This is a genomic window from Mycobacterium lehmannii (assembly GCF_001499925.1).
GTDB classification, from domain to species: Bacteria; Actinomycetota; Actinomycetes; order Mycobacteriales; family Mycobacteriaceae; genus Mycobacterium; species Mycobacterium lehmannii.
Map to the genome: position 1 here is coordinate 107,335 of NZ_LQIR01000069.1, position 24,821 is coordinate 132,155.

General features: G+C 66.6%; 18 protein-coding genes. 3 read left to right on the forward strand and 15 right to left on the reverse strand.

Features of this window, described 5'->3' with window-relative positions:
* Positions 1–66: 66 nt before the first annotated feature.
* The 3 genes from AU192_RS24590 to AU192_RS24600 form a co-directional block, all read right to left on the reverse strand.
* Positions 67–654 carry a TetR/AcrR family transcriptional regulator gene (locus AU192_RS24590; protein WP_064400140.1) on the reverse strand — a complete coding sequence of 196 codons (588 nt, stop codon included), beginning with the start codon at positions 652–654 and terminating at the stop codon, positions 67–69.
* A 76-nt stretch (positions 655–730) separates the two neighbouring features.
* Positions 731–1,258, reverse strand: a complete 528-nt coding sequence (locus AU192_RS24595) for a DUF3558 family protein (RefSeq protein ID WP_064400141.1) — start codon at positions 1,256–1,258, stop codon at positions 731–733.
* Between the two features lie 3 nt (positions 1,259–1,261).
* The gene (locus AU192_RS24600; RefSeq protein WP_064400142.1) at positions 1,262–1,792 is read right to left on the reverse strand and encodes a DUF3558 domain-containing protein; all 531 of its coding nucleotides are present in this window, start codon (positions 1,790–1,792) and stop codon (positions 1,262–1,264) included.
* A gap of 86 nt (positions 1,793–1,878) precedes the next feature.
* Here AU192_RS24600 and AU192_RS24605 point away from each other — a divergent pair, with 86 nt between their 5' ends.
* Positions 1,879–2,313, forward strand: a complete 435-nt coding sequence (locus tag AU192_RS24605; protein WP_064400143.1) for a DUF3060 domain-containing protein — start codon at positions 1,879–1,881, stop codon at positions 2,311–2,313.
* Between the two features lie 2 nt (positions 2,314–2,315).
* Positions 2,316–2,723: a DUF3060 domain-containing protein gene (locus tag AU192_RS24610; RefSeq protein WP_064400144.1), complete on the forward strand. Its 408-nt coding sequence runs from the start codon at positions 2,316–2,318 to the stop codon at positions 2,721–2,723.
* A 104-nt stretch (positions 2,724–2,827) separates the two neighbouring features.
* Here the strand turns inward: AU192_RS24610 and AU192_RS24615 are convergent, their stop codons facing one another.
* The 7 genes from AU192_RS24615 to AU192_RS24645 are packed head-to-tail and all read right to left on the reverse strand — an operon-like array spanning position 2,828 to position 10,269.
* Entirely contained in the window at positions 2,828–3,592 is a 765-nt protein-coding gene (locus tag AU192_RS24615) for a crotonase/enoyl-CoA hydratase family protein (protein ID WP_064400145.1), read from the reverse strand.
* The gene (locus AU192_RS24620) at positions 3,589–4,347 is read right to left on the reverse strand and encodes a PaaX family transcriptional regulator C-terminal domain-containing protein (RefSeq protein WP_064400146.1); all 759 of its coding nucleotides are present in this window, start codon (positions 4,345–4,347) and stop codon (positions 3,589–3,591) included. Before AU192_RS24620 ends, AU192_RS24615 begins: the two co-directional genes overlap by 4 nt.
* The gene (locus AU192_RS24625) at positions 4,347–5,285 is read right to left on the reverse strand and encodes a crotonase/enoyl-CoA hydratase family protein (RefSeq protein WP_064400147.1); all 939 of its coding nucleotides are present in this window, start codon (positions 5,283–5,285) and stop codon (positions 4,347–4,349) included. Before AU192_RS24625 ends, AU192_RS24620 begins: the two co-directional genes overlap by 1 nt.
* Entirely contained in the window at positions 5,282–6,910 is a 1,629-nt protein-coding gene (locus AU192_RS24630; protein WP_064400148.1) for an acyl-CoA dehydrogenase family protein, read from the reverse strand. The genes AU192_RS24625 and AU192_RS24630 overlap by 4 nt, the downstream gene beginning before the upstream one ends.
* Positions 6,911–6,964: 54 nt before the next feature.
* Complete coding sequence (locus AU192_RS24635; RefSeq protein ID WP_064400149.1) at positions 6,965–8,191, reverse strand: cation:proton antiporter; 1,227 nt, start codon at positions 8,189–8,191, stop codon at positions 6,965–6,967.
* 37 nt (positions 8,192–8,228) lie between these two features.
* The gene (locus AU192_RS24640; RefSeq protein WP_082695129.1) at positions 8,229–9,458 is read right to left on the reverse strand and encodes a phosphatase PAP2 family protein; all 1,230 of its coding nucleotides are present in this window, start codon (positions 9,456–9,458) and stop codon (positions 8,229–8,231) included.
* A 55-nt stretch (positions 9,459–9,513) separates the two neighbouring features.
* On the reverse strand, positions 9,514–10,269 hold the full coding sequence (locus AU192_RS24645; RefSeq protein WP_064400150.1) for a deoxyribonuclease IV: 756 nt from the start codon (positions 10,267–10,269) through the stop codon (positions 9,514–9,516).
* Positions 10,270–10,339: 70 nt separating this feature from the next.
* Between AU192_RS24645 and AU192_RS24650 the strand changes: the two genes are divergently transcribed.
* A complete protein-coding gene (locus AU192_RS24650) occupies positions 10,340–11,335 on the forward strand; it encodes a YihY/virulence factor BrkB family protein (RefSeq protein WP_064400151.1) in 996 nt (331 codons plus the stop codon).
* 109 nt (positions 11,336–11,444) lie between these two features.
* On the opposite strand, the gene AU192_RS24655 is transcribed toward AU192_RS24650, so the two are convergent.
* From AU192_RS24655 to AU192_RS24675, 5 genes are all read right to left on the reverse strand, one after another.
* Complete coding sequence (locus tag AU192_RS24655; protein WP_064400152.1) at positions 11,445–12,440, reverse strand: calcium/sodium antiporter; 996 nt, start codon at positions 12,438–12,440, stop codon at positions 11,445–11,447.
* A gap of 135 nt (positions 12,441–12,575) precedes the next feature.
* Positions 12,576–16,532, reverse strand: a complete 3,957-nt coding sequence (locus tag AU192_RS24660) for a DNA-directed RNA polymerase subunit beta' (RefSeq protein ID WP_064400153.1) — start codon at positions 16,530–16,532, stop codon at positions 12,576–12,578.
* 35 nt (positions 16,533–16,567) lie between these two features.
* Positions 16,568–20,053 (reverse strand): DNA-directed RNA polymerase subunit beta, encoded by a 3,486-nt coding sequence (gene rpoB, locus AU192_RS24665; protein WP_064400209.1) that lies wholly within the window; start codon positions 20,051–20,053, stop codon positions 16,568–16,570.
* Between the two features lie 399 nt (positions 20,054–20,452).
* Positions 20,453–22,429: an alpha/beta hydrolase family protein gene (locus AU192_RS24670; protein ID WP_064400154.1), complete on the reverse strand. Its 1,977-nt coding sequence runs from the start codon at positions 22,427–22,429 to the stop codon at positions 20,453–20,455.
* Positions 22,430–22,487: 58 nt separating this feature from the next.
* Entirely contained in the window at positions 22,488–24,818 is a 2,331-nt protein-coding gene (locus AU192_RS24675; RefSeq protein WP_064400155.1) for a molybdopterin-containing oxidoreductase family protein, read from the reverse strand.
* Positions 24,819–24,821: the final 3 nt, after the last annotated feature.

Below are 24,821 nucleotides of genomic sequence, written 5' to 3' on the forward strand. Positions count from 1 at the left end.
AAACCCGTCGATTATGCCCTAACCGCAGGTCAGAAGACCTTCTCCGGAGGCCTGTGGCGTATGTGGCTAACGACGCTCCATCCCGGAGGCCAACCGCATCACCATATCGCTGTACACCGCGTCGGTGTCGATACCGTCCATCGCCCCGGTCATCTCCAGCAGGACGAAACCGTGCATCGCCGACCAGAATTCCAACGCCGCATAGAACGCGTTCTCACCCTCGAGACCATAGGAGCCCAGGACCGCGATGACGGGCGCGGCGGCCGCCCGGGTGGCTTCGGTGAACTCCGGGTCGTCGCCGCCGAGCGGCATCCTGGTGAAGGCCGAATACCGTCCCGGATGGTGATGCGCGTAGCTGCGGTAAGCACTGGCCATCGCGGTCACCGCATCGTCGCGAGTGCGGCCGTCCGCGACGTTGGTGAGCATGCCGATGAGATCGCCGACAACGCGCATCCGCACTGTTCTGCGCAGGTCCTCGAGGCTGTTGACATGGTTGTAGAGCGACGGGCCCTTGGTGCCGAGCTGGGTGGCGAGCGCGTTGATGGTCAGCGCATCCCAGCCTTCGCGATCCAGAAAGGTCAGCGCGGCGTTGACGATCGTCTCGCGACTGAGCCGGGGGGCCTTCCTGGTCGACGTGCTCGGCGGCTGTGCCATGCGCGCCTCGCCCCCTGCCGTCTGGTCTGTCCTGGTTGATACCCGGAGAAAACTAACACCTCTAGTACGCTCGCAGTCAGTTGACGCGCTCCTGACTGAGCTCGGCGAGTTGCTCGGTGATCGAGCACAGGTCGGGCAGCGTTGCGGGGTTCATGGTCTGGATGGACCAGGTGATGACGTCGCCACCCTTGGCCACATAGAAGCTGCACGCATTTCCGTCGAACGCCTTGAAGCCTTTGTTGCCGTCGACGGAGAGTTCGGTCAAGGTGCGGCCGGCCTGTTGTTCCAACGACCGCTCGGTGTCCATATCGCTGCCGCGGTACCACCAGGTCGAGATGCCCATCCCCGCGCCGACGGTGCCGAACATGGTGTTCTCTTGCCAGAAGCAGCCCGCGTCGCTGACGACGGCCTTGGTGAACCCGTCCGTCCCGGCGGCCGCCGCGATGTCGGCGTCGGTGATCCCGTTGCAGTCCACGCTGCGGAATCCGCCGTCCGGGTTCGCAGGCGCCGGAGAGGCCGGCGCGTCATCGGACGATCCGCAGGCCGTCAGCGTGGCGGCGCAGGCGGCGAGCGCGACGAGTCGGCGAGTCCAGCGCGCGGGCACGGGTCACATCTCCGACTTCAGGGTGGCCGAGAGGAGCTGGTGGGCTTCCCGGCACGGATCACCGGCGCGCTGATTGCGAAACTGCACCCACCAACTCAGCACCCCGCTGCCCGCCGCGGCGGTGACCGAGCACGCCGCGCCCGTGACGTCGCGGCGCGCGACGAACGCCGGATGGCGTTCCATGACGGTCTCGGTGATCTTCGCGCCGCGCTCGGTGGCCAACGCGCGTTCGCGATCGAGGTTTCCGGTCTGGAACCAGGAGAACGTCGCGTCGATCGTCACGTCGCCGCGGAACGCCACGTACTGGCAGACCGCTCCGCTGTAGGGCCGCACGACGCTCTCGGCGCCCAGGATCTCCTCGACGGTGTCGTCGTCGAGCAGGGCGCAGCGGTCGTCGACGTAACCGTAGTTCCGTTCGGGATCCGGTACGGCCGGCGTGGCTCGCTGCGCGGTTCCGCTGACGGTCTCAGCACACCCCGCCACCGTCACCACCGCCACGACCGCCGCGACAGCAATCGGAAACCGCCAACGCATCGCCGCTCACGCTACCTAGCGCGACCGTCAATAGCGACTCGGGTGAACGTCTGTGGATCTCGCCGGTCGCGACGTACGCTTCCTCCATGATGTGGACAGCTGTGACTCGGTCACTGACGGCATCCGCCGTGGTGTTCCCGCTGATCCTCGCCGCTCCCGTGGCGCAGGCGGAACCGGTGGTCTGCAACCCGTTGGCGCGCGAGTGCGCCGACAACAGCGTCGTCGGTCGCCATCAGGGAACCGACACCACCATCACCGGTATCGGCGTTGTCGAGACGATCGACTGCGCCAACTCCACGCTGCTCGTCAACGGCGCGAACAATCAGATCACCACGCTGGGCACCTGCTGGGCGGTGACGATGCAGGGCAACGGCAATGTCGTCGTCGCCGACAACGTGATCAACGACATCACGGTCTACGGGTGGGACCAGACCGTGTTGTACAAGAGCGGCAACCCGATCGTCTTGGACCGCGGACGTGAACTGGGAATGACCAACCGCATCAACCGGGTACCCGCATGAGCATGCGAGCCACATCCATCGCCTATCCCCTCATCGGTGCGGCCGCCGCCGCGTTTCTGTTCACAGGCTGCGGATCCGAAAGCTCAGACACCAACACCCCCACCGCGACGGCGGGCACGTCGGGCGCCCAGGTCGAGGTCGGCAACACGATCAACTACGGCTCGTTCGGCACGACCGCCGACATCGACTGCGCCGACGGCAAATCGCTCAACATCGGCGGGTCGAACAACACCCTCACGGTGAAGGGCACCTGCGCGAATGTGAACATCGGCGGCGCCGACAACAAAGTCACCTTCGAGCGGGTCGGCAAGGAGATCAGCGTCGTCGGCCTCAACAACACGGTGACCTACAAAGACGGTGATCCGAACATCAACGACACCGGCAACAACAACACGATCACCAAGGGCTGAAACCCCGCTCTCTTCTGCGCGAGAGGCCGTGTCTGCACAAGACACGCCGCGGGTCTGCGGCACTTTGCGGTCGCTCGCGCCGCGTCGACGGTCCGCAGGCTGCGCTAGGCGTTGGCGCCGTGCCTGCCCGCACCGGCCGCGAAACGGGCTGCCCCCTCCAGGGATTCGGCGGCGACGCGCGACATGCTGCCGAACTCGAAGTCCATCGCCTCGGGCTCCGAGCGGCCCCACTGGCTCAGAGCCGACAGCCGATCGGCGCGCATGCACTGCTGCGGCAGCTGGGCCAGATCCGCGGCGAGTTGCTCCGCCCGCTGGCGCGCTTCACCGGGGGGCACCACCCGGTTGGCCAAACCCATCGCAAAGGCCTCCGCCGCGTCGACGGCACGGCCGGTGAGGATGAGGTCCATCGCCCGGCTATGGCCGATCAACCGCGGTAACCGCACGGTCCCACCGTCGATCAGCGGGACACCCCAACGCCGGCAGAACACCCCCATGATCGCGTCCTCCTCGACGACGCGCATATCGCACCACAACGCCAACTCCAGACCGCCGGCCACGGCGTAGCCGCTGACCGCCGCGATCACCGGTTTGGACAACACCATTCGACTCGGACCCATCGGGCCGGGGCCGGTGCGGTGTACCGGGTTGGCATCGGGCGTTCCGAATGCCTTCAAATCCGCTCCGGCACAGAAAGTTCCGTTGTCACCCCACAACACCGCGACGGCGGCCGAGTCGTCCTTGTCGAACTCGTCGAAAGCGGCGTACAACCCGGCGGCGGCAGGGCCGTTGACGGCGTTGCGCGCCTCGGGTCGATTCATGATCACCGTTGTCACGGCGCCGTTCTTCTCGACCCGCACTCCGCCCGTCATCTCGCCTCCATCAGTTGGTCGCGTCGCGTGAGCGACAATCCAGTGTTATCGCGCCGCGCAGACAACTCCGCGGCAAAGTCGTTGTAGGCGCAGCGCAGCGCCGCGCCCGGCCAGTCGTCGGGCAGCAGTTCCTCCGGCAACACCGGATCGGTGAGAAGGTGACGCACGATTGCGGTCGCAGCGACGAACCGGTCGGAAACCTCGGGCGCCGAGCCGATCTCGTCGAGCAACGACTGGCCCTCCCGCGCCCAGGCCGGCAGATCCCACAGCAGGCATACCAACTCGGCGGGTTTGGCGTCACGGGAAACCAACAGCCGTACCCGATGCAACACCTCGGTTGGCAGCGCGGTGTCCAGGTTGTCCGGTCGCAGCCACACCCCCTCGCGCAGTTCGGCGAATCGGCCGTCTTGCAACGTGCTTCGCAAACCGGCCCTGGCGCGGGGGTCGGACCCGATGCTGGTGATCACCACCGTGGTCCAGTCGCCGCGCCACGGCCGCGTCCGTGGGTTGATGGCGTCGTCCTGCCGTCGTTGCCGCGCCAGCAAGCGGTCGGACAACCGGTAGCCGTCCTCGGAACGAACCAGATCGCCTGCGCCGACCATCCGCGTCAACGCGACCCGCACCGTTGACTCCCTGATGCCGAAATCTGCTGTGAGCTTGACCAGTTCACTCGCGGTCGCCCATGCCGGATGTGCCCCCAACAGGACGCTCAGCACGACGGAGCGGGCGGTCATCCGCGACAGCGACTTCGCCATCAGACTTCCGAAGCCCTGCGGCCGTGGTCACCGAACGGCTCGTCGCGCTGCCGGACCGCCTCCCGGAAGCCGTGTTCGCGTGACTGTGCCACGAATGCGTGCCCTTCTGGGGTGTGGCGGGCGATGCCGTCGAAGACGGTGGAGACCATCGCGCTGTTGGCCGTCCCCTGCGAATACAGCGCGGAGTTCATCGCCAGCTTGACCATGATCAGCTGGTTGATCGGTACGCGGGAGATCCGCTCCACCAACCGTTCGGTGCGCGCGTCCAGCTCCTCGGGCGGCGGCGCCTCGACCGCCAACCCCCATTCGGCGGCCTGCGCACCCGTTATCGAATCCCCGGTCAGCAGAAGGCGTTTGGCGCGCTGATCGCCGAGGCGGTGGGCCCACATCCCGGCCGCGGGCACCCCCCACACGCGGGTCGGCGGGTAGCCGATCTTGGCGTCTGAAGCGGCGATCACCTGATCGGCGTGCAGCGCGATGTCGGTGCCGCCGGCGACACAGTAACCGTGGATCTTGACCACCGTCGGCTTGTCACAGTGCATCAGGCTGGAAAAGCCACGGACGAACCGACTCATCATCTGGTAGTCGATCATCGGGTCCCACGGCTGATCCGGCAGGTGGTTGACGGCCTGCGTCCTGCCCGACAGCACGGTGTCGCGGTAGGGGCTACCGCCACCGGCAGACGACGATCCCTCGGCGTAGGCGGACAGATCGAATCCGGCGCAGAACCCTTCGCCCCGACCGGAAACCAGAATCACGTGTACGTTCGGGTCGAGGTCGGCGCGTTCGACGAGCGCGGACAACTCCAGCGGTGTGTCCGCGACGATCGCGTTACCCTTCTCCGGTCGGTTGAACGTGATGCGGGCGACCCGGTCCGCGACCTCGTAGGTCATGGTCTTCAGATCGTCGAAGTCGACCGGCCTGATCGCGTGGGTCATCCCTTGACCAAAGCACGTTCGATGATCGGCGCGAGATCGAGTCCGGTGGGCAGGGTTCCGAACGCACCGCCCCAGGCGCCACCCATCCGGGTGGCCAAGAACGCTTCCGCGACGGCGGGGTGCCCGTGGCGCACCAACAGCGAACCCTGCAGCGCGAGGCTGATGTCCTCGGCGACCTTGCGGGCGCGGTACTGAATGGTCTCGAGTTCACCCAGGGCCGGCCGCAAGACCTCGACGTGGGCATCGAGTCGCGCGTCCGCACCCGCGGTCCGACCGAGTTCGTCGAACAGCACGTCGATGCACTCCGGGCGAGTCGCCATGGCGCGCAACGTATCCAGCGCGCTGACGTTGCCTGACCCCTCCCAGATGCCCATCAGCGGCGCTTCCCGGTACAGCCGCGGCATGCCCGACTCCTCCACATAGCCGTTGCCGCCCAGGCACTCCATCGCCTCGGCCGCGTGCGGGGTGGCGCGTTTGCACACCCAGTACTTGCCGGCCGCCAGGCCGATGCGCCGCAGCAGGGTCTCGCGGGTGTCGCCGCGCACCGCGGCATCAGTCGCGCCGGCCATGCGCATCGCCAGGATCGTGGCCGCCTCGGCCTCAACCGCGAGGTCGGCCAGCACATTGCGCATCAGCGGCTGATCGATCAGGTACTCGCCGAACGCCTTTCGGTGTTGAGTGTGATGGATCGCGCGGGCGAGCCCGTTGCGCATGCTGGTCGCGCTGCCGAGCGCGCAGTCCAAACGTGTCAGGTTGACCATCTCGATGATGGTCGGCACGCCGCGGCCCTCTTCGCCGACGAGCCAGGCGACGGCGCCGTCGTATTCCACCTCCGACGACGCGTTGGCGTGGTTGCCGAGCTTGTTTTTGAGTCGCTGCAGGAACATCCGGTTGCGGCTGCCGTCGGGCAGAACTCGCGGCAACAGGAAACACGAGAGCCCGCCGGGCGCTTGGGCGAGCACCAGGAAGATGTCGCACATCGGCGCCGAGGTGAACCACTTGTGCCCGCGCAGTGAGTAACTGCCGTCGCCGTTGGGGGTCGCCTCGGTGGTGCCGGCCCGCACATCGGATCCGCCCTGCTTTTCGGTCATCGACATGCCGGCGGTGATACCGGCCTTGGTGGTGGGCACCTTGAGCTCGGGGTCGTACTCGTTACTGACCAGCAGCGGCTCATACACCGCCGCCAGTTCGGGGTTGTGGCGCAGTGCAGGCACCACGGCGTAGGTCATCGAGATCGGGCAGATGTGACCGGGTTCGGGTGTCCACACCGAGGTCTTGGCGGCGCGCACGACGTGTGCTCCCGGCCGATCGTCGGCCCACGGTGCGGCATGCAAGCCGTGCCTGATGGCCACGGTCATCAGCGAGTGGTAGGCGGGGTCGTACTCGACCTCGTCGACGCGATGGCCGTATCGGTCGTGCGTGCGCAGAATCGGCTGGTTGCGGTCGGCCAGCTCGCCCCAGCGCTGCGCCTGCCGCGAGCCCGACAGCGCGCCCAACTCGGTGACCTCGTCAAGGCCCCATTCGCCGCCCTCGCGGATCAGCGCCTCGGTGAGCACGGGCGAGGTCGCCGGGTTGTAGTCCTCCAGCGGGGGGACCTGGTTGGTGACGACATGCGTATCTGGCATGAGACCACTATTACACTTTTACAAACAGCTGCACAATAGTCGTAACAGCAGTGGTCACTCCGCGGGCTGGTCCTGACGAGACTCTGCCGACCTGGCGTAGAGTTTGCGCCCGCCCGCCCCGCTCAGCCCGAAGGCGACCGTACTGACCACGAGCACGAGCGACCCGGCCGCCAACACTGTCTCGTCGACGCCCATACGGTCGGCTTCCAACGTCAGATAGAACAGCGCCGACACCCCGACCGGGCCGAACCAGCCCAGGTAGAGCGCGTCCCGAATCTTTAGGCGCAGCGGACGGCCCAGCACCAGCAGGATGGGAATGCGTCGCAGCAGCAGGACCGCCAGCGCCAGTGCGACCGCGCGCCAGCCCAGGTCGAGCCAGGACTGCCACGGCAGCGTCGCCCCGACGAGAACGAACATCGGCAGCACGGCGAACCGGTTGATCGCTTCGTCGATCGACACCTCCGCCGCCCGCTCTCCGCCCGTGCCAACCACATTGAAGACGAGACCACCGACGAAGACCGCGAGAACGCCGTCCGTATGCAGGAGTCCGGACACCCCGAGAATCCCGAGCGCCAACACAACGGTGAAGAACAAGGCCGGTGCCGTGTCGGTGGCGCCGTACTCGTCGCCCCACTTGAGCGCCTTCCCGCCGGCCCAGCCCATCGCCACGCCGACCGCGACCGCGCCGAAGACCTGCCACAGTGACTCGCGAACCGCCGCGCCGGCGTCCATCCCTCCCGCCAGCGCAATGGCCGCCAACACGAGCGGTAACGCCAAGCCGTCGTTGGCGCCGGACTCCAACGACAACAGCTGGCGGTTGCGGGCCGGGATGTCTCGTTCGGCGTCCTCACCGGTCACCACGGTCGAGGCCAGCACCGGGTCGGTGGGACATACCGCAGCACCCAGCAACGCCGCCGTCGCGATCGGAATCGACAGGATCAGCCAGCCCAGCGCGGCCGTCGCCACCGCCATCACCGGCATCGCCACCAGTACCAGCACCGTCACCGGACGCCAGCAGCGCCTCACGTCGGCGAACGGATACCGCAGGGCCACCGCCATCACCGACACCGCAAGCAGCACCCGGCTCACCTCGTGAAGCAGCGAATGCTCACTGGTCAGCGGCGCCATGTGAAACACGTCGAGCAGCTGCGAGCCGATCAGCGCTCCCGCCACGAGCCCCAGCAGCGGTTCGGAGATCGGCAGTCGGCGCATCTTGGCCGACAACGCGGCGACGATGACACCGAGAACGCCCACGGTGGTAAGCAGCAGGTCGGTTTTCACGCCTTGGACCTCCCCTCCCCGGGCTGCGACAGATCAGTCAGCGGCTGTCGAGTTCGGCGACGACGTCTCGGCGGCGCGGCTCCGGTTTCGCAATGGGCTCCGGTTTCGTGATGGGCGCCGGTGCAACCGGGGGGTCGGGCTCGGCCGAGGGCTCGGGGGCGTCCGGTCGCTCGTAGAACGGGACCATCTCGACGGAGCGCTCTGCAGCGCGCGAGGCCCTCGCTCGTCGCCACTTCTCGTAACGGTGGAGGACGACGATGACCGCGGCGGCCAGCGCCCAGCCGAGCAGGATGTCGATGACGTAGTGCTCGGCGGTGTACACCAGCGTGAAGGCCATCAGGAGCACATAGGCCGCGAGCACTGGACGCCACGCTCCGTGCACGCGATGCCATAGGAAGGCCGCGACCGCTGCCGTCATTCCGGCATGCAGGGACGGTATCGCCGCCACCAGGTTGACGCTGGCCTGGCCGGCATCGAGCAGCGCGCTGGCGGTATGCATGTTCAGGTTGCCCCACCCGCGTCCGACAATCCGCTCGATCCACGGGTTCGCCCCGTCCTGACTGGATTGCATCGCCCCGAGCACACCGCCGTCAGGCACTCCTCGCGCCGAGCGGAACATGCAGCGCGCGTACGCCGGTCCGCCCTCGACGTCGGCAGGGGTGCAGCGGGCCGCGGCCCACGGCGGCGCGGCCGGCACCAGGGCGTAGATGGCCAAGCCCGCGAAGTTCAAGCCGACGAACAGACGCACGAACGCCTTCCACTCCGCGCGATCACGCAGCCACAGCACCCCGGCCACCACGTACGGCAGGATGAAGAAGGACATGTAGACGCAGCTCAGAACGACTTCCCACCACGGTGGTTGTCCCTGTTTGAGCTGCTCCTGAAGCCACACGGTCGGCACGGTGCCGAAGAAAAGCAAACGATCGGCCTCGACGGGCCAGTCCCACAGCGTCGGTCGCCCAATCATGTCCGCAGCACCCCTGCTCAGGTCGTAGGCGAGCAGGATCAGCGCGAACGGAAGCCAGTCGCGGATGACATAGAGCATCCGGCGGACCTGACCGATGCTCGCAGCCAGCAGGCCGGTGGCGATGTAGAGCAGCACCAGCTCACGGTTGAAGGCGAAACCCTCGGTGACCGTGCGGTAGACGATGACCGCAGCCCATATCGCGACGGCGATCCTGCGCACGTAGGTGAGCCGGCGGTCCCGCGTCTGGGCCGCCTCGGGAGCGCGCTGCGACGCAACTGACGACTCGTCGACCGCAGACACTTAGTTGAATCTAGTTCACCCCGCAGTTGCCGCGCGTTCGACTGCGGTTCGGTTATCAGGTCGTGATGTGCTCGCGCAGGAAGGCGATGTCGTCTTTGCGGCCCTCGTCTGCGGTTTCGCAGATGACGGGTGCGCCGGCGGCATGCACCACCGCGACCAGTAACTGCGGATCGATCTGGCCGGTGCCGAAGTTGGCGTGCCGGTCGGCGCCCGACCCCGCCGCATCGCGCGAGTCGTTGCAGTGCACCAAATCGATGCGTCCGGTGATGGCCTTAATCCGGTCGACGGCGTCGATCAGCTTCTCCCCTGCGGCCCACGCGTGGCAGGTGTCCAGGCAGAAGCCGATTCCCTTGTCGCCGATGTGGTCCCACAACCGGGCGATGACGTCGAAGTGGCGGGCCATTGCGTGGTCGCCGCCCGCGGTGTTCTCCAGGTAGACGGGCACATCGGTTTCGAGGTAATCCAGCGCCTTGACCCAGCGTTCGAAACCGGCTTCCCAGTCTTTGTCGTCGGCGTGACCGCCGTGCACGATGACCGCCGTCGCGTTGATCTCCGACGCCGCGTCACAGGTGTCCTGCAAGATCTTGCGCGACGGGATACGCACCCGATTGTTGGCCGACGCGACGTTGATCAGGTACGGCGCGTGGACGTAGAGCGGGATGCTGGACGCCTTGAGCGTCTCCGCGTCGTCTCGCGGTTTGGGTTTCTTCCAGCTCTGCGGGTTGCCGAGGAAGAACTGCACCACGTCGGCGCCGTCAGCTTCCGCCGCGGCCAGGGGGTCGTCACCGTGGACGTGCGAACCGATGAGCACGACGCCAGTCTAGGCAGAGCCACCGACATGGCTGGCGAGACCATCTCTCCCGGCCGCCTAGGCTCGGAGCGTGGGACCTGGAAGCGACCCGTCTCCGTTCTCGTCGTGGTCGGATACGGTCGCTTCCGCCCGTTCGACCCTGCAACGACGCACGATTTCGATGCTGTCGCGTGCACCCCGGCCGGTTCGGCAGGCAGGCCGGCTGATCGCCCGCACCGTCAACGACACGCTGCGTGACCGCGTACCCGGGCTGGCCGCCGAGGTCGCGCTGTTCTCCCTGATCTCGCTGCCGTCGCTGTTGATTGCTGTCCTCGGCTCGCTCGGGTTCATCGCCGAAGCGCTCGGCCCTGAAGGCACCGCGCGACTACATCGGCTGCTGCTCGAGGTACCCAGCTCCTTCCTTGCCGAGCGAACCTTCGAGTCATACCGGCGCGTGGTCGAGGCGGGGCTCATGCAATCCCGAGGAAGCGTGATCTCCATCGGAATTGTGCTGAGCCTGTGGACGGGTTCACGGGCAGTCAATCGGTACCTGGAAACGATCACGATCGCCTACGGTGTGGAGCCCAGGCCTGCTTGGCGACGACGGCTGCTGGCGTTGGGGCTGACCGCAGGCGGGCTCCTCGGCGCAGTGGCGATTCTGCCGCCGCTTGTCCTCGGGCCTGACCTCGTGGCGTGGGTGACGCCGGACCCGTTGACCGAAAGTACTTTGCGCGCACTGGATCTGCTGTTCTGGCCAGGCGTGGCGCTGTTGATCCTCGTCGGACTGGTCACGCTGTATCACCTCGGTGTTCCGTGGCGATTGCCTTGGCGCCGTGACATCCCCGGGGCGGTGCTGGCGATGGTCCTGTGGCTGGTGGCATCAGCGGGGCTGCGCGCCTACCTGGCGGTCAGCGCGCGTGACGACGCCGTATACAGCCAGCTCGCCGTGCCGATCGCCGTCGTCTTGTGGCTCTACATCACGGCTTTCGCGGTGTTGCTGGGCGCCGAGTTCAACGCCGAGATCGAAAAGATGTGGCCGCACGAGAAGTATCCGTGGCGGCTACGCCGGCGACGACGAGCAAGCTAGGCCTCCCCGGCCCGCCGACTGTGGGGTTATGTCACGCGAATCCGTGCCAGGCGTGCGGGTAACCCACGTTCGCGGCGCCGGCGAGCCGGCCGAGTGTGCTGAACCGCGGTCACGTCTGGGTGGTCAGCAGGAAACACAGGTAGCCCACGTAAGCGGTGACCATCGCCACGCCCTCGGCGCGCGAGACGCGCCGCCCAGTGATGAAAATCGGGATGCAGGCCAGCGCGACGATCACCATGATCGGCAGGTCGATCGTCACGAGGCTGGACGGCAGGTTCAGCCCCTGCGCCGGCACGAGGCAGGTCACGCCGAGGATGAGCAGAATGTTGTAAATACTGCTGCCGATCAGATTGCCGACCGCGATGTCCCTGTCACCGCGCATGGTAGAGATCATGGTGGTCACCAACTCCGGTGCAGACGTGCCGATCGCGACCACCGTCAGGCCGATCAGCGCGTCGGAGACGCCGAACTGACGCGCCATACCGACCGCCCCGTCGACAAGCCAATCCGCTCCCAGCACGACGACCGCGATACCGCCCAGCGTCATCGCGACACTGGTCGAGGTCCACCGCCGTTTGGTCGTCACCGAGCCGACCTCTTCGGTCGCGTACTCGGCAACCAGCTCGGCCGCGAATTCGACGGCGACGGCGTGGGATTCGCGTCGAGCCGACCAGATCACCGCGGCGGTGTAGACGACCGCACACACGACCAGGATGGCGCCGTCGAGCCGGGTCAGCACGCCATCGGCGGCCAGCACCAACAGCAGCAGCGCCGCGATAGCCATGATCGGCAGTTCGAACCGGATGGTGCGCGACTGCAACGTCAGCGGCACCAGCGCGGCGCTGAGACCGAGGATGAGCAACACGTTGACCACGTTGGTGCCGACGATGTTGCCGACCGCCAGCGCACCGCTGCCCTCCCCCGCCGCGACCACACCGACCGCCAATTCCGGCATGCTGGTGCCGATCGAGACCACCGTCAGCCCGATGACGATCGGGCTGATCCCCAGTCGCACAGCGGCTTCGGCTCCGCCTCGGACCATCACCTCGGCGCCGACGATCAATGCGCTCAGCCCAGCGAGGAACCACACGATGTTCGTCAGCATCAGGTCACCGACCGCCGAGTGTGGGCTCGTGGCACGCAAAACACGCGCAGGACGTGCGGGTAACCCACGTTCGGCGCGCAGATCTGGGCACGAAAAAGCCCCCGGGCCGTGACCCGGAGGCTTTTTCGTGAACTCTTACCGATAGTCGCTGTAGCCGTAGTCGTCCAACGGCACCGCGGCACCGGTGGCCTGGCCGAAGTCCGGGCTGTAGTACTGATCCTCGTAAGACGGGATCGTGTACGCCGCAGCGCGGGCTTCTTCGGTCGGCTGCACCTGGATGTTGCGGTAGCGGTTGATACCGGTACCGGCCGGGATCAGCTTGCCGATGATCACGTTCTCCTTCAGACCCTGCAGCTTGTCGCTGCGGCAGTTGATCGCCGCATCGGTGAGCACGCGGGTGGTCTCCTGGAAAGACGCCGCCGACAGCCACGAATCGGTGGCCAGCGACGCCTTGGTGATACCCATCAGCACCGGACGACCGGCCGCGGGCTCGCCGCCCTCGGCGACCACCCGACGGTTCTCGGTCTCGAACTCGCCACGCTCGGTCAGCGAGCCGGGCAGGAACTCCGTGCTGCCCGAATCGATGATCGTGACGCGACGCAGCATCTGCCGGACGATGACCTCGATGTGCTTGTCGTGGATCGACACGCCCTGAGCGCGGTAGACCTCCTGGACCTCCTTGACGAGGTGGATCTGCACCTCGCGGGGGCCCTGGACACGCAGCACCTCGTGCGGGTCCGCAGCACCTTCCATCAGCTGCTGCCCCACCTCGACGTGGTCGCCGTCGGCGAGCAGACGCTCGGTGCCGTCGTCGTGCTTGAACACCTTCAGGCGCTGACGACGAGAGAGCTTGTCGTACACCACTTCTTCGCCGCCATCGTCGGGAACGATGGTGATCTTGTAGAAGCGCTCGCCCTCCTCGAGTTGCACCCGGCCGGTGACGTCGGCGATCGGCGCCTTGTTCCGCGGGATACGGGCCTCGAACAGCTCCTGCACGCGAGGCAGACCACCGGTGATGTCCTCACCGACGCCGCCCTGGTGGAACGTGCGCATGGTCAGCTGCGTACCGGGCTCGCCGATGGACTGCGCGGCGACGATGCCGACGGCCTCGCCGATGTCGACGAGCTTGCCCGTCGCCATCGAGCGGCCGTAACACATCGCGCACACGCCGGTGCCCGTGGCACAGGTCAGCACGGAGCGGACCTTCACCTCGGTGATGCCCGCGGCCAGCAGCGCCTCGATCGCCGGGTCGCCCAGGTCGTGACCGCGCTCGACGACCACGTTGCCGTCCTTGTCGACGGCGTCGGTGGCCAGCGTCCGCGCATAGGCCGACGTCTCGATGTGCTGATCGCGCACCAAGGCTGCGTCTTTTCCGGAGCCCTGCAGCTCGGCCAGCGTGACGTTGATGCCGCGCTCGGTCTCGCAGTCGGTCTCGCGAACGATGACGTCCTGGCTCACGTCGACCAGACGACGCGTCAGGTAGCCCGAGTCGGCGGTACGAAGAGCGGTGTCCGCCAGACCCTTTCGGGCGCCGTGGGTGTTGATGAAGTACTCCAGCACCGTCAGGCCCTCGCGGAACGAGGATTTGATCGGACGCGGGATGAACTCACCCTTCGGGTTGGTCACCAGACCCTTCATGCCGGCCAGGGTCCTGGTCTGCGTGAAGTTACCCGTGGCACCCGAGTCGACGATCGTGATGATCGGGTTGTCCTTCGGGTAATGCGCCCGCAGCGCCTCGCCGACCTCTTCGGTGGCGTCCTGCCAGATCTTGACCAGTGCGTCGTTGCGCTCGTCGTGGTTGAGAGCACCGCGCTGGTACTTCTTCTCGATCTGGTCGGCTTCCTTCTCGTAGCGGTCCAGGATCTCCTGCTTCTGCGGTGGCACCAGCACGTCGGCCATCGACACGGTGACACCCGAACGGGTGGCCCAGTAGAAGCCGGCGTCCTTGAGCTTGTCCACGGTCTGCGCGACCACGATCATCGGGTAGCGCTCGGCGAGATCGTTGACGATCCGCGCCTGGACCTTCTTGTGCATCTGCTCGTTGACGAACGGATAGCCCTGCGGCAGAAGCTCGTTGAACATCACCCGGCCCAGCGTGGTCTCCGCGGTCCAGGCGTCGCCCGGCTTCCAGCCGTCACCGAACAGCTCGGCTTCCAGATCGGCGGACGGACGCAGCTGCGTCAACCGCACGCGGATCTTGGCCCGCACCGACAGCGCACCGCGGTCCATTGCCATGATGGCCTCGGCGGGCGAGCTGTACACACCGGTCTCCGGCTGATCCTTGGCGGCAGGCGTGTACTCGCCGGCGTCGCCGTCGATCATCGTCGTCAGGTAGTACAGGCCGGTCACCATGTCCAGACGCGGCATGGCCAACGGCCGACCCGACGCCGGGGACAGGATGTTGTTCGACGACAGCATCAGGATGCGTGCCTCGGCCTGCGCCTCCGCCGACAGCGGAAGGTGCACGGCCATCTGGTCACCGTCGAAGTCGGCGTTGAACGCCTCACAGACCAGCGGGTGCAGCTGAATGGCCTTGCCCTCCACCAGCTGCGGCTCGAAGGCCTGAATGCCGAGGCGGTGCAGCGTCGGCGCACGGTTCAGCAGCACCGGGTGCTCGGCGATGACCTCTTCGAGGACGTCCCACACCTGCGGACGCTGACGCTCGACCATGCGCTTGGCGCTCTTGATGTTCTGCGCGTGGTTGAGATCCACCAGACGCTTCATCACGAACGGCTTGAACAGTTCCAGAGCCATCAGCTTGGGCAGACCGCACTGGTGCAGCTTGAGCTGCGGGCCGACCACGATCACCGAACGGCCGGAGTAGTCGACGCGCTTACCGAGCAGGTTCTGGCGGAACCGACCCTGCTTGCCCTTCAACAGATCCGACAGCGACTTGAGCGGACGGTTGCCCGGTCCGGTGACCGGACGGCCGCGGCGGCCGTTGTCGAACAGCGCGTCCACCGACTCCTGCAGCATGCGCTTCTCGTTGTTGACGATGATCTCCGGCGCACCGAGATCGATCAGTCGCTTCAACCGGTTGTTGCGGTTGATCACGCGTCGGTACAGGTCGTTGAGGTCCGACGTCGCGAACCGGCCACCATCGAGCTGCACCATCGGGCGCAGCTCCGGCGGAATCACCGGAACCGCGTCGAGCACCATGCCCATCGGCGAGTTGCTCGACTGCTGGAACGCCGCGACCACCTTGAGCCGCTTCAGCGCACGGAGCTTCTTCTGCCCCTTGCCACTTCGGATGACCTCGCGCAGCTCTTCGGCCTCAGCCTCGATGTCGAAGTTCTCGATGAGCTTCTTGATCGCCTCGGCACCCATCGCACCGGTGAAGTACTCGCCGTAGCGGTCCTGCAGTTCCCGGTAGAGCACCTCGTCGACGACGAGCTGCTTGGGCGCCAGCTTGGTGAAGGTGTTCCAGATCTCCTCGAGCCGGTCCAGCTCGCGCTGGGCCCGGTCGCGGATCTGACGCATCTCGCGCTCGCCACCGTCGCGCACCTTGCGGCGCACGTCGCTCTTGGCGCCTTCCTTCTCCAGCTCGGCCAGGTCGGCCTCGAGCTTCTGGGACCGCTCGGCCAGATCGAGATCGCGCTGATCCTCAACGGCCTTGCGCTCCACGGCCATTTCGGCTTCGAGCGTGGACAGCTCGTTGTGGCGCATCTCGTCGTCGACGGCGGTGATCACGTAGGCGGCGAAGTAGATGATCTTCTCGAGATCCTTCGGCGCCAGGTCGAGCAGATAGCCCAGCCGCGAAGGCACACCCTTGAAGTACCAGATGTGCGTGACGGGCGCGGCCAACTCGATGTGGCCCATCCGCTCACGACGCACCTTGGCGCGAGTGACCTCGACGCCGCAGCGCTCACAGATGATGCCCTTGAAGCGGACGCGCTTGTACTTGCCGCAGTAGCACTCCCAGTCGCGAGTCGGTCCGAAGATTTTCTCGCAGAACAGGCCGTCCTTCTCCGGCTTCAGCGTGCGGTAGTTGATGGTCTCCGGCTTCTTGACCTCGCCGTAGGACCACTGACGGATGTCGTCAGCGGTGGCCAGGCCGATCCGGAGCTCATCGAAGAAGTTGACGTCTAGCACGTAACTCCCTTTCCCCTTTCGGGACTAGAAAACTATTAGGCCAAATCTTCTACAGAGGCAGATTCGTTGCGCGACAGGTTGATACCCAGGTTCGCCGCAGCGCGCTCCAGGTCCTCGTCGTCGCCGTCACGCATCTCGATCGCGGCACCGTCACTCGACAGCACCTCGACGTTGAGGCACAGCGACTGCAATTCCTTGAGCAACACCTTGAACGACTCGGGGATGCCCGGCTCGGGAATGTTCTCGCCCTTGACGATCGCCTCGTACACCTTGACCCGCCCGACGGTGTCGTCGGACTTGATGGTCAACAGCTCCTGGAGCGTGTAGGCCGCGCCGTAGGCCTGCATGGCCCAACATTCCATCTCGCCGAACCGCTGGCCGCCGAACTGCGCCTTACCGCCCAGCGGCTGCTGGGTGATCATCGAGTACGGCCCGGTGGAGCGAGCGTGAATCTTGTCGTCCACCAAGTGGTGCAGCTTGAGGATGTACATGTAGCCCACCGTCACCGGATACGGGAACGGCTCGCCACTGCGACCGTCGAACAACATCGCCTTGCCGTCCTCGTCGACGAGCGTTTCGCCGTCGCGGTTGGGCAGCGTGGACCCCAGCAGACCCTGCAGCTCGTTTTCGCGTGCACCGTCGAACACCGGTGTCGAGACGATGCTTCCCGGCTCGGACTCCAGCAGCTCCTTGGGCAGCGCGTTCGCCCAGTCCGGTGAACCGTTGATCTTCCAGCCGCTCTTGGCCACCCACCCGAGGTGAGTCTCCAGGATCTGACCGATGTTCATACGGCGCGGCACACCATGGGTGTTCAAGATGATGTCCACGGGAGTGCCGTCAGGCAGGAACGGCATGTCCTCGACGGGCAGGATCTTGCCGATGACGCCCTTGTTGCCGTGGCGGCCGGCCAGCTTGTCGCCGTCGGAGATCTTGCGCTTCTGCGCGACGTAGACGCGGACCAACTCGTTGACGCCGGCGGGCAGCTCGTCGTCATCCTCGCGGGAGAACACGCGGATGCCGATGACCTTGCCCGACTCACCATGGGGCACCTTGAGCGACGTGTCGCGGACCTCGCGCGCCTTCTCACCGAAGATCGCGCGGAGCAGCCGCTCCTCCGGGGTCAGCTCGGTCTCACCCTTCGGGGTGACCTTGCCGACCAGGATGTCGCCGTCGCGGACCTCGGCACCGATGCGGACGATGCCGCGCTCGTCGAGGTCGGCCAGCACCTCATCGGAGACGTTCGGGATGTCCCGGGTGATCTCCTCGGCGCCCAGCTTGGTGTCGCGGGCGTCGATCTCGTGCTCCTCGATGTGAATCGAGGTGAGCACGTCCTCTTCCACCAGGCGGTTGGACAGGATGATCGCGTCCTCGTAGTTGTGGCCCTCCCACGGCATGATCGCCACGAGCAGGTTCTTGCCCAGCGCCATCTCACCGTTCTCGGTGCACGGCCCGTCGGCGATGACCTGACCCGCTTCGACCCGCTGGCCGGCGTCCACGATCGGACGCTGGTTGGCGCAGGTGCCGTGGTTCGACCGCGCGAACTTGCGCATCCGGTAGGTGTGCCGGGTGCCGTCGTCGGCCATCACGGTGACGTAGTCGGCCGAGACCTCCTCGATCACGCCCGCCTTGTCGGCGACGACGACGTCGCCGGCGTCGATCGCGGCGCGCAACTCCATACCGGTGCCGACCAGCGGGGCCTCGCTGCGCACCAGCGGAACCGCCTGGCGCTGCATGTTGGCACCCATCAGGGCGCGGTTGGCGTCGTCGTGCTCGAGGAACGGGATCATGGCCGTCGCGACCGACACCATCTGGCGCGGCGAGACGTCCATGTAGTCCACCTCGCTCGACGAGATCTGCTCGACCTCGCCGCCCTTGCGGCGGACCAGGACGCGCTCCTCGACGAAGCGGCCGTTGTCATCGATCGGCGAGTTGGCCTGCGCCACGACGTGGCGGTCCTCCTCGTCGGCGGTCAGGTACTCGATGTCATCCGTAACAACACCGTCCTTGACCTTGCGGTACGGCGTCTCGATGAAACCGAACGGGTTGACCCGCGCGTACACCGACAGCGAGCCGATCAGGCCGATGTTCGGACCCTCCGGGGTCTCGATCGGGCACATGCGGCCGTAGTGCGAGGGGTGCACGTCGCGGACCTCGAGGCCGGCACGCTCACGGGACAGCCCGCCGGGCCCCAGCGCCGACAGGCGGCGCTTGTGGGTCAGACCCGACAGCGGGTTGTTCTGGTCCATGAACTGCGACAGCTGGCTGGTGCCGAAGAACTCCTTGATCGCCGCCACGACGGGACGGATGTTGATCAGGGTCTGCGGCGTGATCGCCTCGACGTCCTGAGTGGTCATGCGCTCACGCACGACGCGCTCCATCCGCGACAGGCCGACCCGGATCTGGTTCTGGATCAGCTCGCCGACGGTGCGCAGACGACGGTTGCCGAAGTGGTCGATGTCATCGACCTCGACGGGAACCTCGACACCACCCGGAACGGTCATCGTCTTGTCGCCCTGATGCAGGCGCACCAGGTACTCGATGGTGGCGACGACGTCCCCTTCGGTCAGCGTGGTCGCCGTGGTCTGTTCCGGATTCTCGGTGATGCCCAGCTTCTTGTTGACCTTGTAGCGGCCGACGCGGGCCAGGTCGTAGCGCTTCTCCTTGAAAAACAGGTTCTCCAGCAGGGTCTGCGCGGACTCCTTGGTCGGCGGCTCGCCCGGGCGCAGCTTGCGGTAGATGTCGAGCAGCGCCTCGTCGGTTCCGGCGGTGTTGTCCTTCTCCAGCGTCGACATCATGATCTCGGAGAAGCCGAACCGCTCCGTGATCTGCTCGCTGGTCCAACCGAGCGCCTTGAGCAGCACGGTGACCGGCTGGCGGCGCTTGCGATCGATGCGCACCCCGACGGTGTCGCGCTTGTCGACGTCGAACTCCAGCCACGCACCGCGGCCGGGGATCACCTTGACGCTGTGCAGCGTCTTCTCGGTGGACTTGTCGATGCTCTCGTCGAAGTAGACACCCGGCGACCGGACCAACTGGCTCACCACGACACGCTCGGTGCCGTTGATGATGAACGTGCCCTTCTCGGTCATCATCGGGAAATCGCCCATGAAGACCGTCTGGCTCTTGATCTCACCGGTGTTGTTGTTGATGAACTCCGCGGTGACGAACAGCGGCGCCGCGTACGTCATGTCCTTGTCTTTGCACTCGTCGACGGGGGCCTTGACCTCGTCGAAGCGCGGATCGGAGAAGGACAGCGACATCGAGCCGGAGAAGTCCTCGATCGGGCTCAGTTCGGAGAGCACCTCTTCGAGGCCACCCACGGGGTTTTCCTCGCCGCGCTCCTTGGCCTTCTCACGCCAGGCCTCGGAGCCGATCAGCCATTCGAAAGACTCGGTTTGAACGTCAAGAAGCCCGGGAACCTCGAGGGGCTCACGGAGCTTTGCAAAAGAAATTCGGTTTGGTGCTCCGGGGACGGAGTTTTTAGTAGCTTCTGCTGTCTTGCTTGGGCGGGACCCTGCCAAGATGCATCCTTCCAGCACCTCATGCGACTATCGTCCCGGTAGACCACCGGTCCTTTTCGTCGCGATATCTGCGTCGGTTCGGCTGGCCACTCACGACCACAAACTTCCCGAACGCACGGCACGCGACTAGATCACTGAGCTGGGCTCAGGCGAGGACATCGGTGTCAGGTGCGGGTTTAGGTGGGCAGGATGCAGCCAGCGCAACGTCCAACAGTACCGCAGGACGGCGTATTCCTCAACATCCGCAAAACATCCACAACCCAACCGCATGTATGGCGCGCATCGGGGCGCTGGCTGGCGACTCGATCGTTCTCATACGTCCATACATTGCTGCAGAACAGATTGGCCCCTCGGCGGCTTCCCGTCAAGAGATAACACGGGTTGTTGTGGAGTTTTGCGTCAAGCGGCGATCGTGTTGCTGCAGTGCCCGACGCCGGTCGAGCCGACCGATTCGCGGGCGCAAACCGGATTCAGAGAGAACAACCCGTCGGCCAACGGCATGAACGGCTCCAGGAAGTTGAGCAGGAATGGCTTGGTCAGCGTGTTGGGCAGTGCGACGACGGTGGCTCGGCCTGCGGGGGTGTCGAAGCTGTACTGCTCGCCGGGCTGCAGGTAGACGCCCTCCTTGGCCCCATCCGGGTCGAACATGTCGTTGACCCACCCGACCATCAGCATCTGCGCGGCCGCGGAGTTCTCGGGCCGCGAGAACCCGGCGACCAGTTCCTGCGCGAACTGAATGAGGGGATTGCCGCCCCGCATGGCGTCGACGTGTGAGCCGTTGACCAGCGTCACGCCGACGAACTGGCCGGGCCGCGCCGCGAGGGTCGCGTCGAGGCCGGCGCCGAAGTTGTTCCACATGTAGACCGGCGCGGCGAGCTGGTAGATCGGGATGTCGTGCGGAACTTTCCTCAGCGACTCCGTCATCACCGCCGGGTCGCCGAGCGCGACACCGTCGAGCAACACCACCCCGGCGAGCCGGTCGACGGTTTGCTTGTCGACCATGTAGCCGGCCATGCCCGAAACGGCGCCGCCGCCGAGCGAGTGGCCCATCAGCACGACGCGATCCGGAATCGGTCCGGAATAGCCGGCGGCGCGCGCGCTCTCGCGCAACGCGGTGTTCTCGTCGTCGAACAGCCCGGCCATCGCCTCGTGCATCGGCGCGCCTCCGAGCCAGCATCCGTCGAGAGCGAAGAAGTTCGAGCTGATCGACGGCGCGACCACGATGCTGTTGGTGCGTTCAGCCAGCGCGGCTGCGGTGTGGCTGTACCACGGGGCGCTGGCGAGGAAGCCGTGTTGCAGATAGACCAGCCGATCCGGCGGTGGCGCGCCTTCGGCCGTCTCCGGGATGTACCAGTCGGCGGGCACCTCCTCCCCTTCGCCTTCCGCGCACGCGCAGTCGATCCGCAGCGTCGAGGAACGCACGGTGACCGTGCTGTTGGGTGGCAGGATCGGCGGGCCGCCCAGAAGCCGGGTCGCGACGGCGTAGAGGTCGAACACGATCGTGCCGATCACCCGCAGGATGAGCGGGATCTGGGGCGCGGTCGCGGTGGTCACCGCCGGTGGCGCCGACGCGAAGGCCACCGCCTGGACGCCGAGTTCCTTGGTGTCCTCGACGACGGTGGCGGCCGGCTGTTCGAGAACGACCGCCGTCCGTTCTTCGGCAGCGGCCGGGTCGACGGTGTGGTCGGTTCCGGCGACGAGGGCATCCTTCTTGCCGGCCGCGTCTGCTTCGGTTCGCGCGGTGGTGGCTTCCCGGTTGACCGTGGCGGCGTTCGGAGAGGCCACGGCCGTGGCCTGCTGGTCCGTGTGGTCACGGTCTGAGCCGGACTTCGCGACGGCCTCCTCGATCAGCTCGACGTCGGTTGTGGGTTGCTCGACCACCGGTTGCTCGACCACCGGCTGCTCCACCACCGGCTGCTCCACCACGGCGTCGGTGGCCGAGGTCTCGCCGGCGGCGGGGGGTGCTGCGGTCTCGGCGTCCTTTGCCTCATCTGTTGCGGTGTCGGCGTCTTTCGGCGTCACCGCGGGCTTTTTCTTGTCGTCGCTACGGTCCGCCTTGTCGGTGGCGTCGGAACTCTTCGCATCCCTTGTGTCGTCGGGCACCTTGGCGCCGACGCGGGTGCGCGGCGCGTCGCCGGTCGTGCGCGCGGTGGTCGCGTTCGAGGCCCGGGAAGACGCGGCGCTACCCCTCGGTTCGCCGACGGCCGAATCCTTCGCACTGTCAGCGGAATTCGACGACTCGGAAGACGTGGACCCACCGCCATCCGACGACGAACCGTCGTCGGCCATCGCCGCACCCGCAGCGGCGAGGATTGCCGCCGACAGTCCTGCGGTGACCACACCCGCTCTCAACCACACCAGAAACCGGTCGACCATGACCTCTCCCGCTCGACGACGGGAGAAAGATAACGGGTTTGCTGGCCGCCAACCGGCCTTATGCGAAAGTTTGGGCCTGCTCGGGTTGCAGGGCCATCGCCGCGACCCGCTCGACACGCACCGGGACACCGGTCAACCGGGCCATCCCGGCCAGGCTCTCGATATCGGCCGGATCGCTGGACATCAACAGGTTGACGTTAGCGCCGCCGGCGTCGTTGGCGACCCGCCATCCGGCCGTGCCCTTGTGTCCCCAACCATGCGGGACCGCGATCACCGAGGCCACGATGTCCCTGGTGGCGATGACGGGAATCTCGATCTGGCCGTGCGGCGAGGTGATCCGGACGGTGTCGCCGTCGACGATGCCGGCGGCGGCCGCGTCGTCGACGTGCATGAGCGCTCGGTGCGTACGCTCACCGCGCATCAGGAGCGGCGAGTTGTGCATCCACGAGTTCTCCGACCGCGCCTCACGCATGCCGATCAGCCGCATCGGATAGCCGTCGGCGACGCGGCGCCGCGACAGCTTGTCGACCTCGGCGGCAATCTCGTCGTGGCGCAGACGCACCCGGCGGCCGCGGTAGACGACGACGTCCCGCAGCACGCCGGCCCGCAGATGCTCCGCCAGCACCGTGCCGCGCGGGTGGTTCGCCGTGAGCTTGGAGAAGCTCAACCCGCGGCGCAGGCCGAACCGGTCGCCGCCCTCCGCCAGCCGGATCACCGCGTCGACGAGGGTCCGCGGCGTGAGCCGTAACCCGAATACCGACAACGCTTTTCGTATCGCCGCGAGCGCGGTCAGGCCCGGCGTCGATCGCCACATCCTGGCCGTGAGGTCGTCGATGATCTCCCACTCAGCGCGGGCCTGCCCCATCGGCGCGATGACGGCCTCGGTGGCCTGCCGGAACGGCGTGGGTTGCAACGTCTGGAACGGCAGCGGGAAATCGTCGCGTTCGTACATCGACGTCGCGGGTAGCACATAGTGGCAGTGCGCCAGCGTCTCGTTGAGGTAGAGGTCGATTCCGACCATCAGCTCCAGGGACTCCAACGCGGTCTCGAGTTCGTCGCCGTTGGGCACGGAAAGCACCGGGTTGCCCGCGCCGACGAACAGCGCCTTGACCTGCCCGCGTCCCGGCGTGGTGATCTCCTTGGCCATCACGCCCGCGGGTTCGGATCCGAGGACGGAGGGGAATCCGCCGATGCGCGACCGTTTGCGCGTGTAGACGGCGCGCAGCAGTGCACCGCCGGCCTTGTTGAGCCACCGCTCCCCCGGCATGCCCAACCAGCCGAACATGCTGCCGCCCGCCACGTCAAGATTGCCGGCCACCAGGTTCACGGCATCAAGCAGATACGTCGTCAGCGTCCCGTTCTCGCCGATGCTGGTGCCGACACGGCCGTACACCGCGGCCCGTTCGGTTCCTGCCAGGTCGCGGGCCAGCGTGCGGACGGTGTCGGGGTCGATCCCGGTGTGCGCCTCGGTGACCTCGGGGGTGAACGGTTCGGCCAGACGCTCGAGCCAATCCGCGCCGTTCGCTTGTTCCGCGAGGCGTCGGCGGTCGGCCAGGTTCTCACCGAACATCACATGCAATAAGGACAGCAGTAGGTAGGCGTCGCCGTCGGGGACGATGCCCAGCCACTCGAACTGCGCAGCCGTCTCGGTCCTGCGGGGATCGATGACCAGCACGCGGCCACCGCGCTTGACGATGTCGTGCATGCGATCCCGGATCCGCGGCGCGGTGAGCACGCTGCCGTGTGAGATGACAGGGTTGGCGCCGATGACCACGAGGAAGTCGGTGCGCAACACATCGGGTACCGGCAGCGCGAGCGGCGACCCGTAGAGCAACTGGCTGGCGACGAAGCGGTTGTTGACGTCCTGCGAGCCTGCGGTGAACACGTGCAGGCCCCGGCCGGGACCGCCGCGCAGACCGAGACCGAATCCACCCATCAGCATGCTCAGGCTCAGCGTGTATGAGTAGCTGAACGCACCCGGGTTGCCGAAATACCAGCCGATCGCGCCCGCCCCGTGCCTGCGGTGGATCTCGCTGAGCCGGGCGGCGATGTCGGTCATCGCCTCGTCCCAGCTGACAGGCTCGAAGCCGCCTTCGGATGTGGGGGCACCACCCGCTTGCGGGGGACCGCTTGCGCGAAGACCGTCAGCGCGAGCACGTCGCCGCAGCGGCGTGGTGACGCGGTCGGGGTCGTTGACCACCTCGGCGAACGCGATGCCCTTCTGGCACGCGAACCCCGCCGATAGCGGATGGTCCTTATCGGGGCGCAGTTCGACGAGCCGGCCGTCTTCGACGGTCGCGATCATGCCGCACAGCGGCTCGCAGATCCGGCAGAACGTCGCGTTGTGAGTGCGGGCCTTCGGAACGCGAGCGGTCGGCTCGGCGTCCACGGC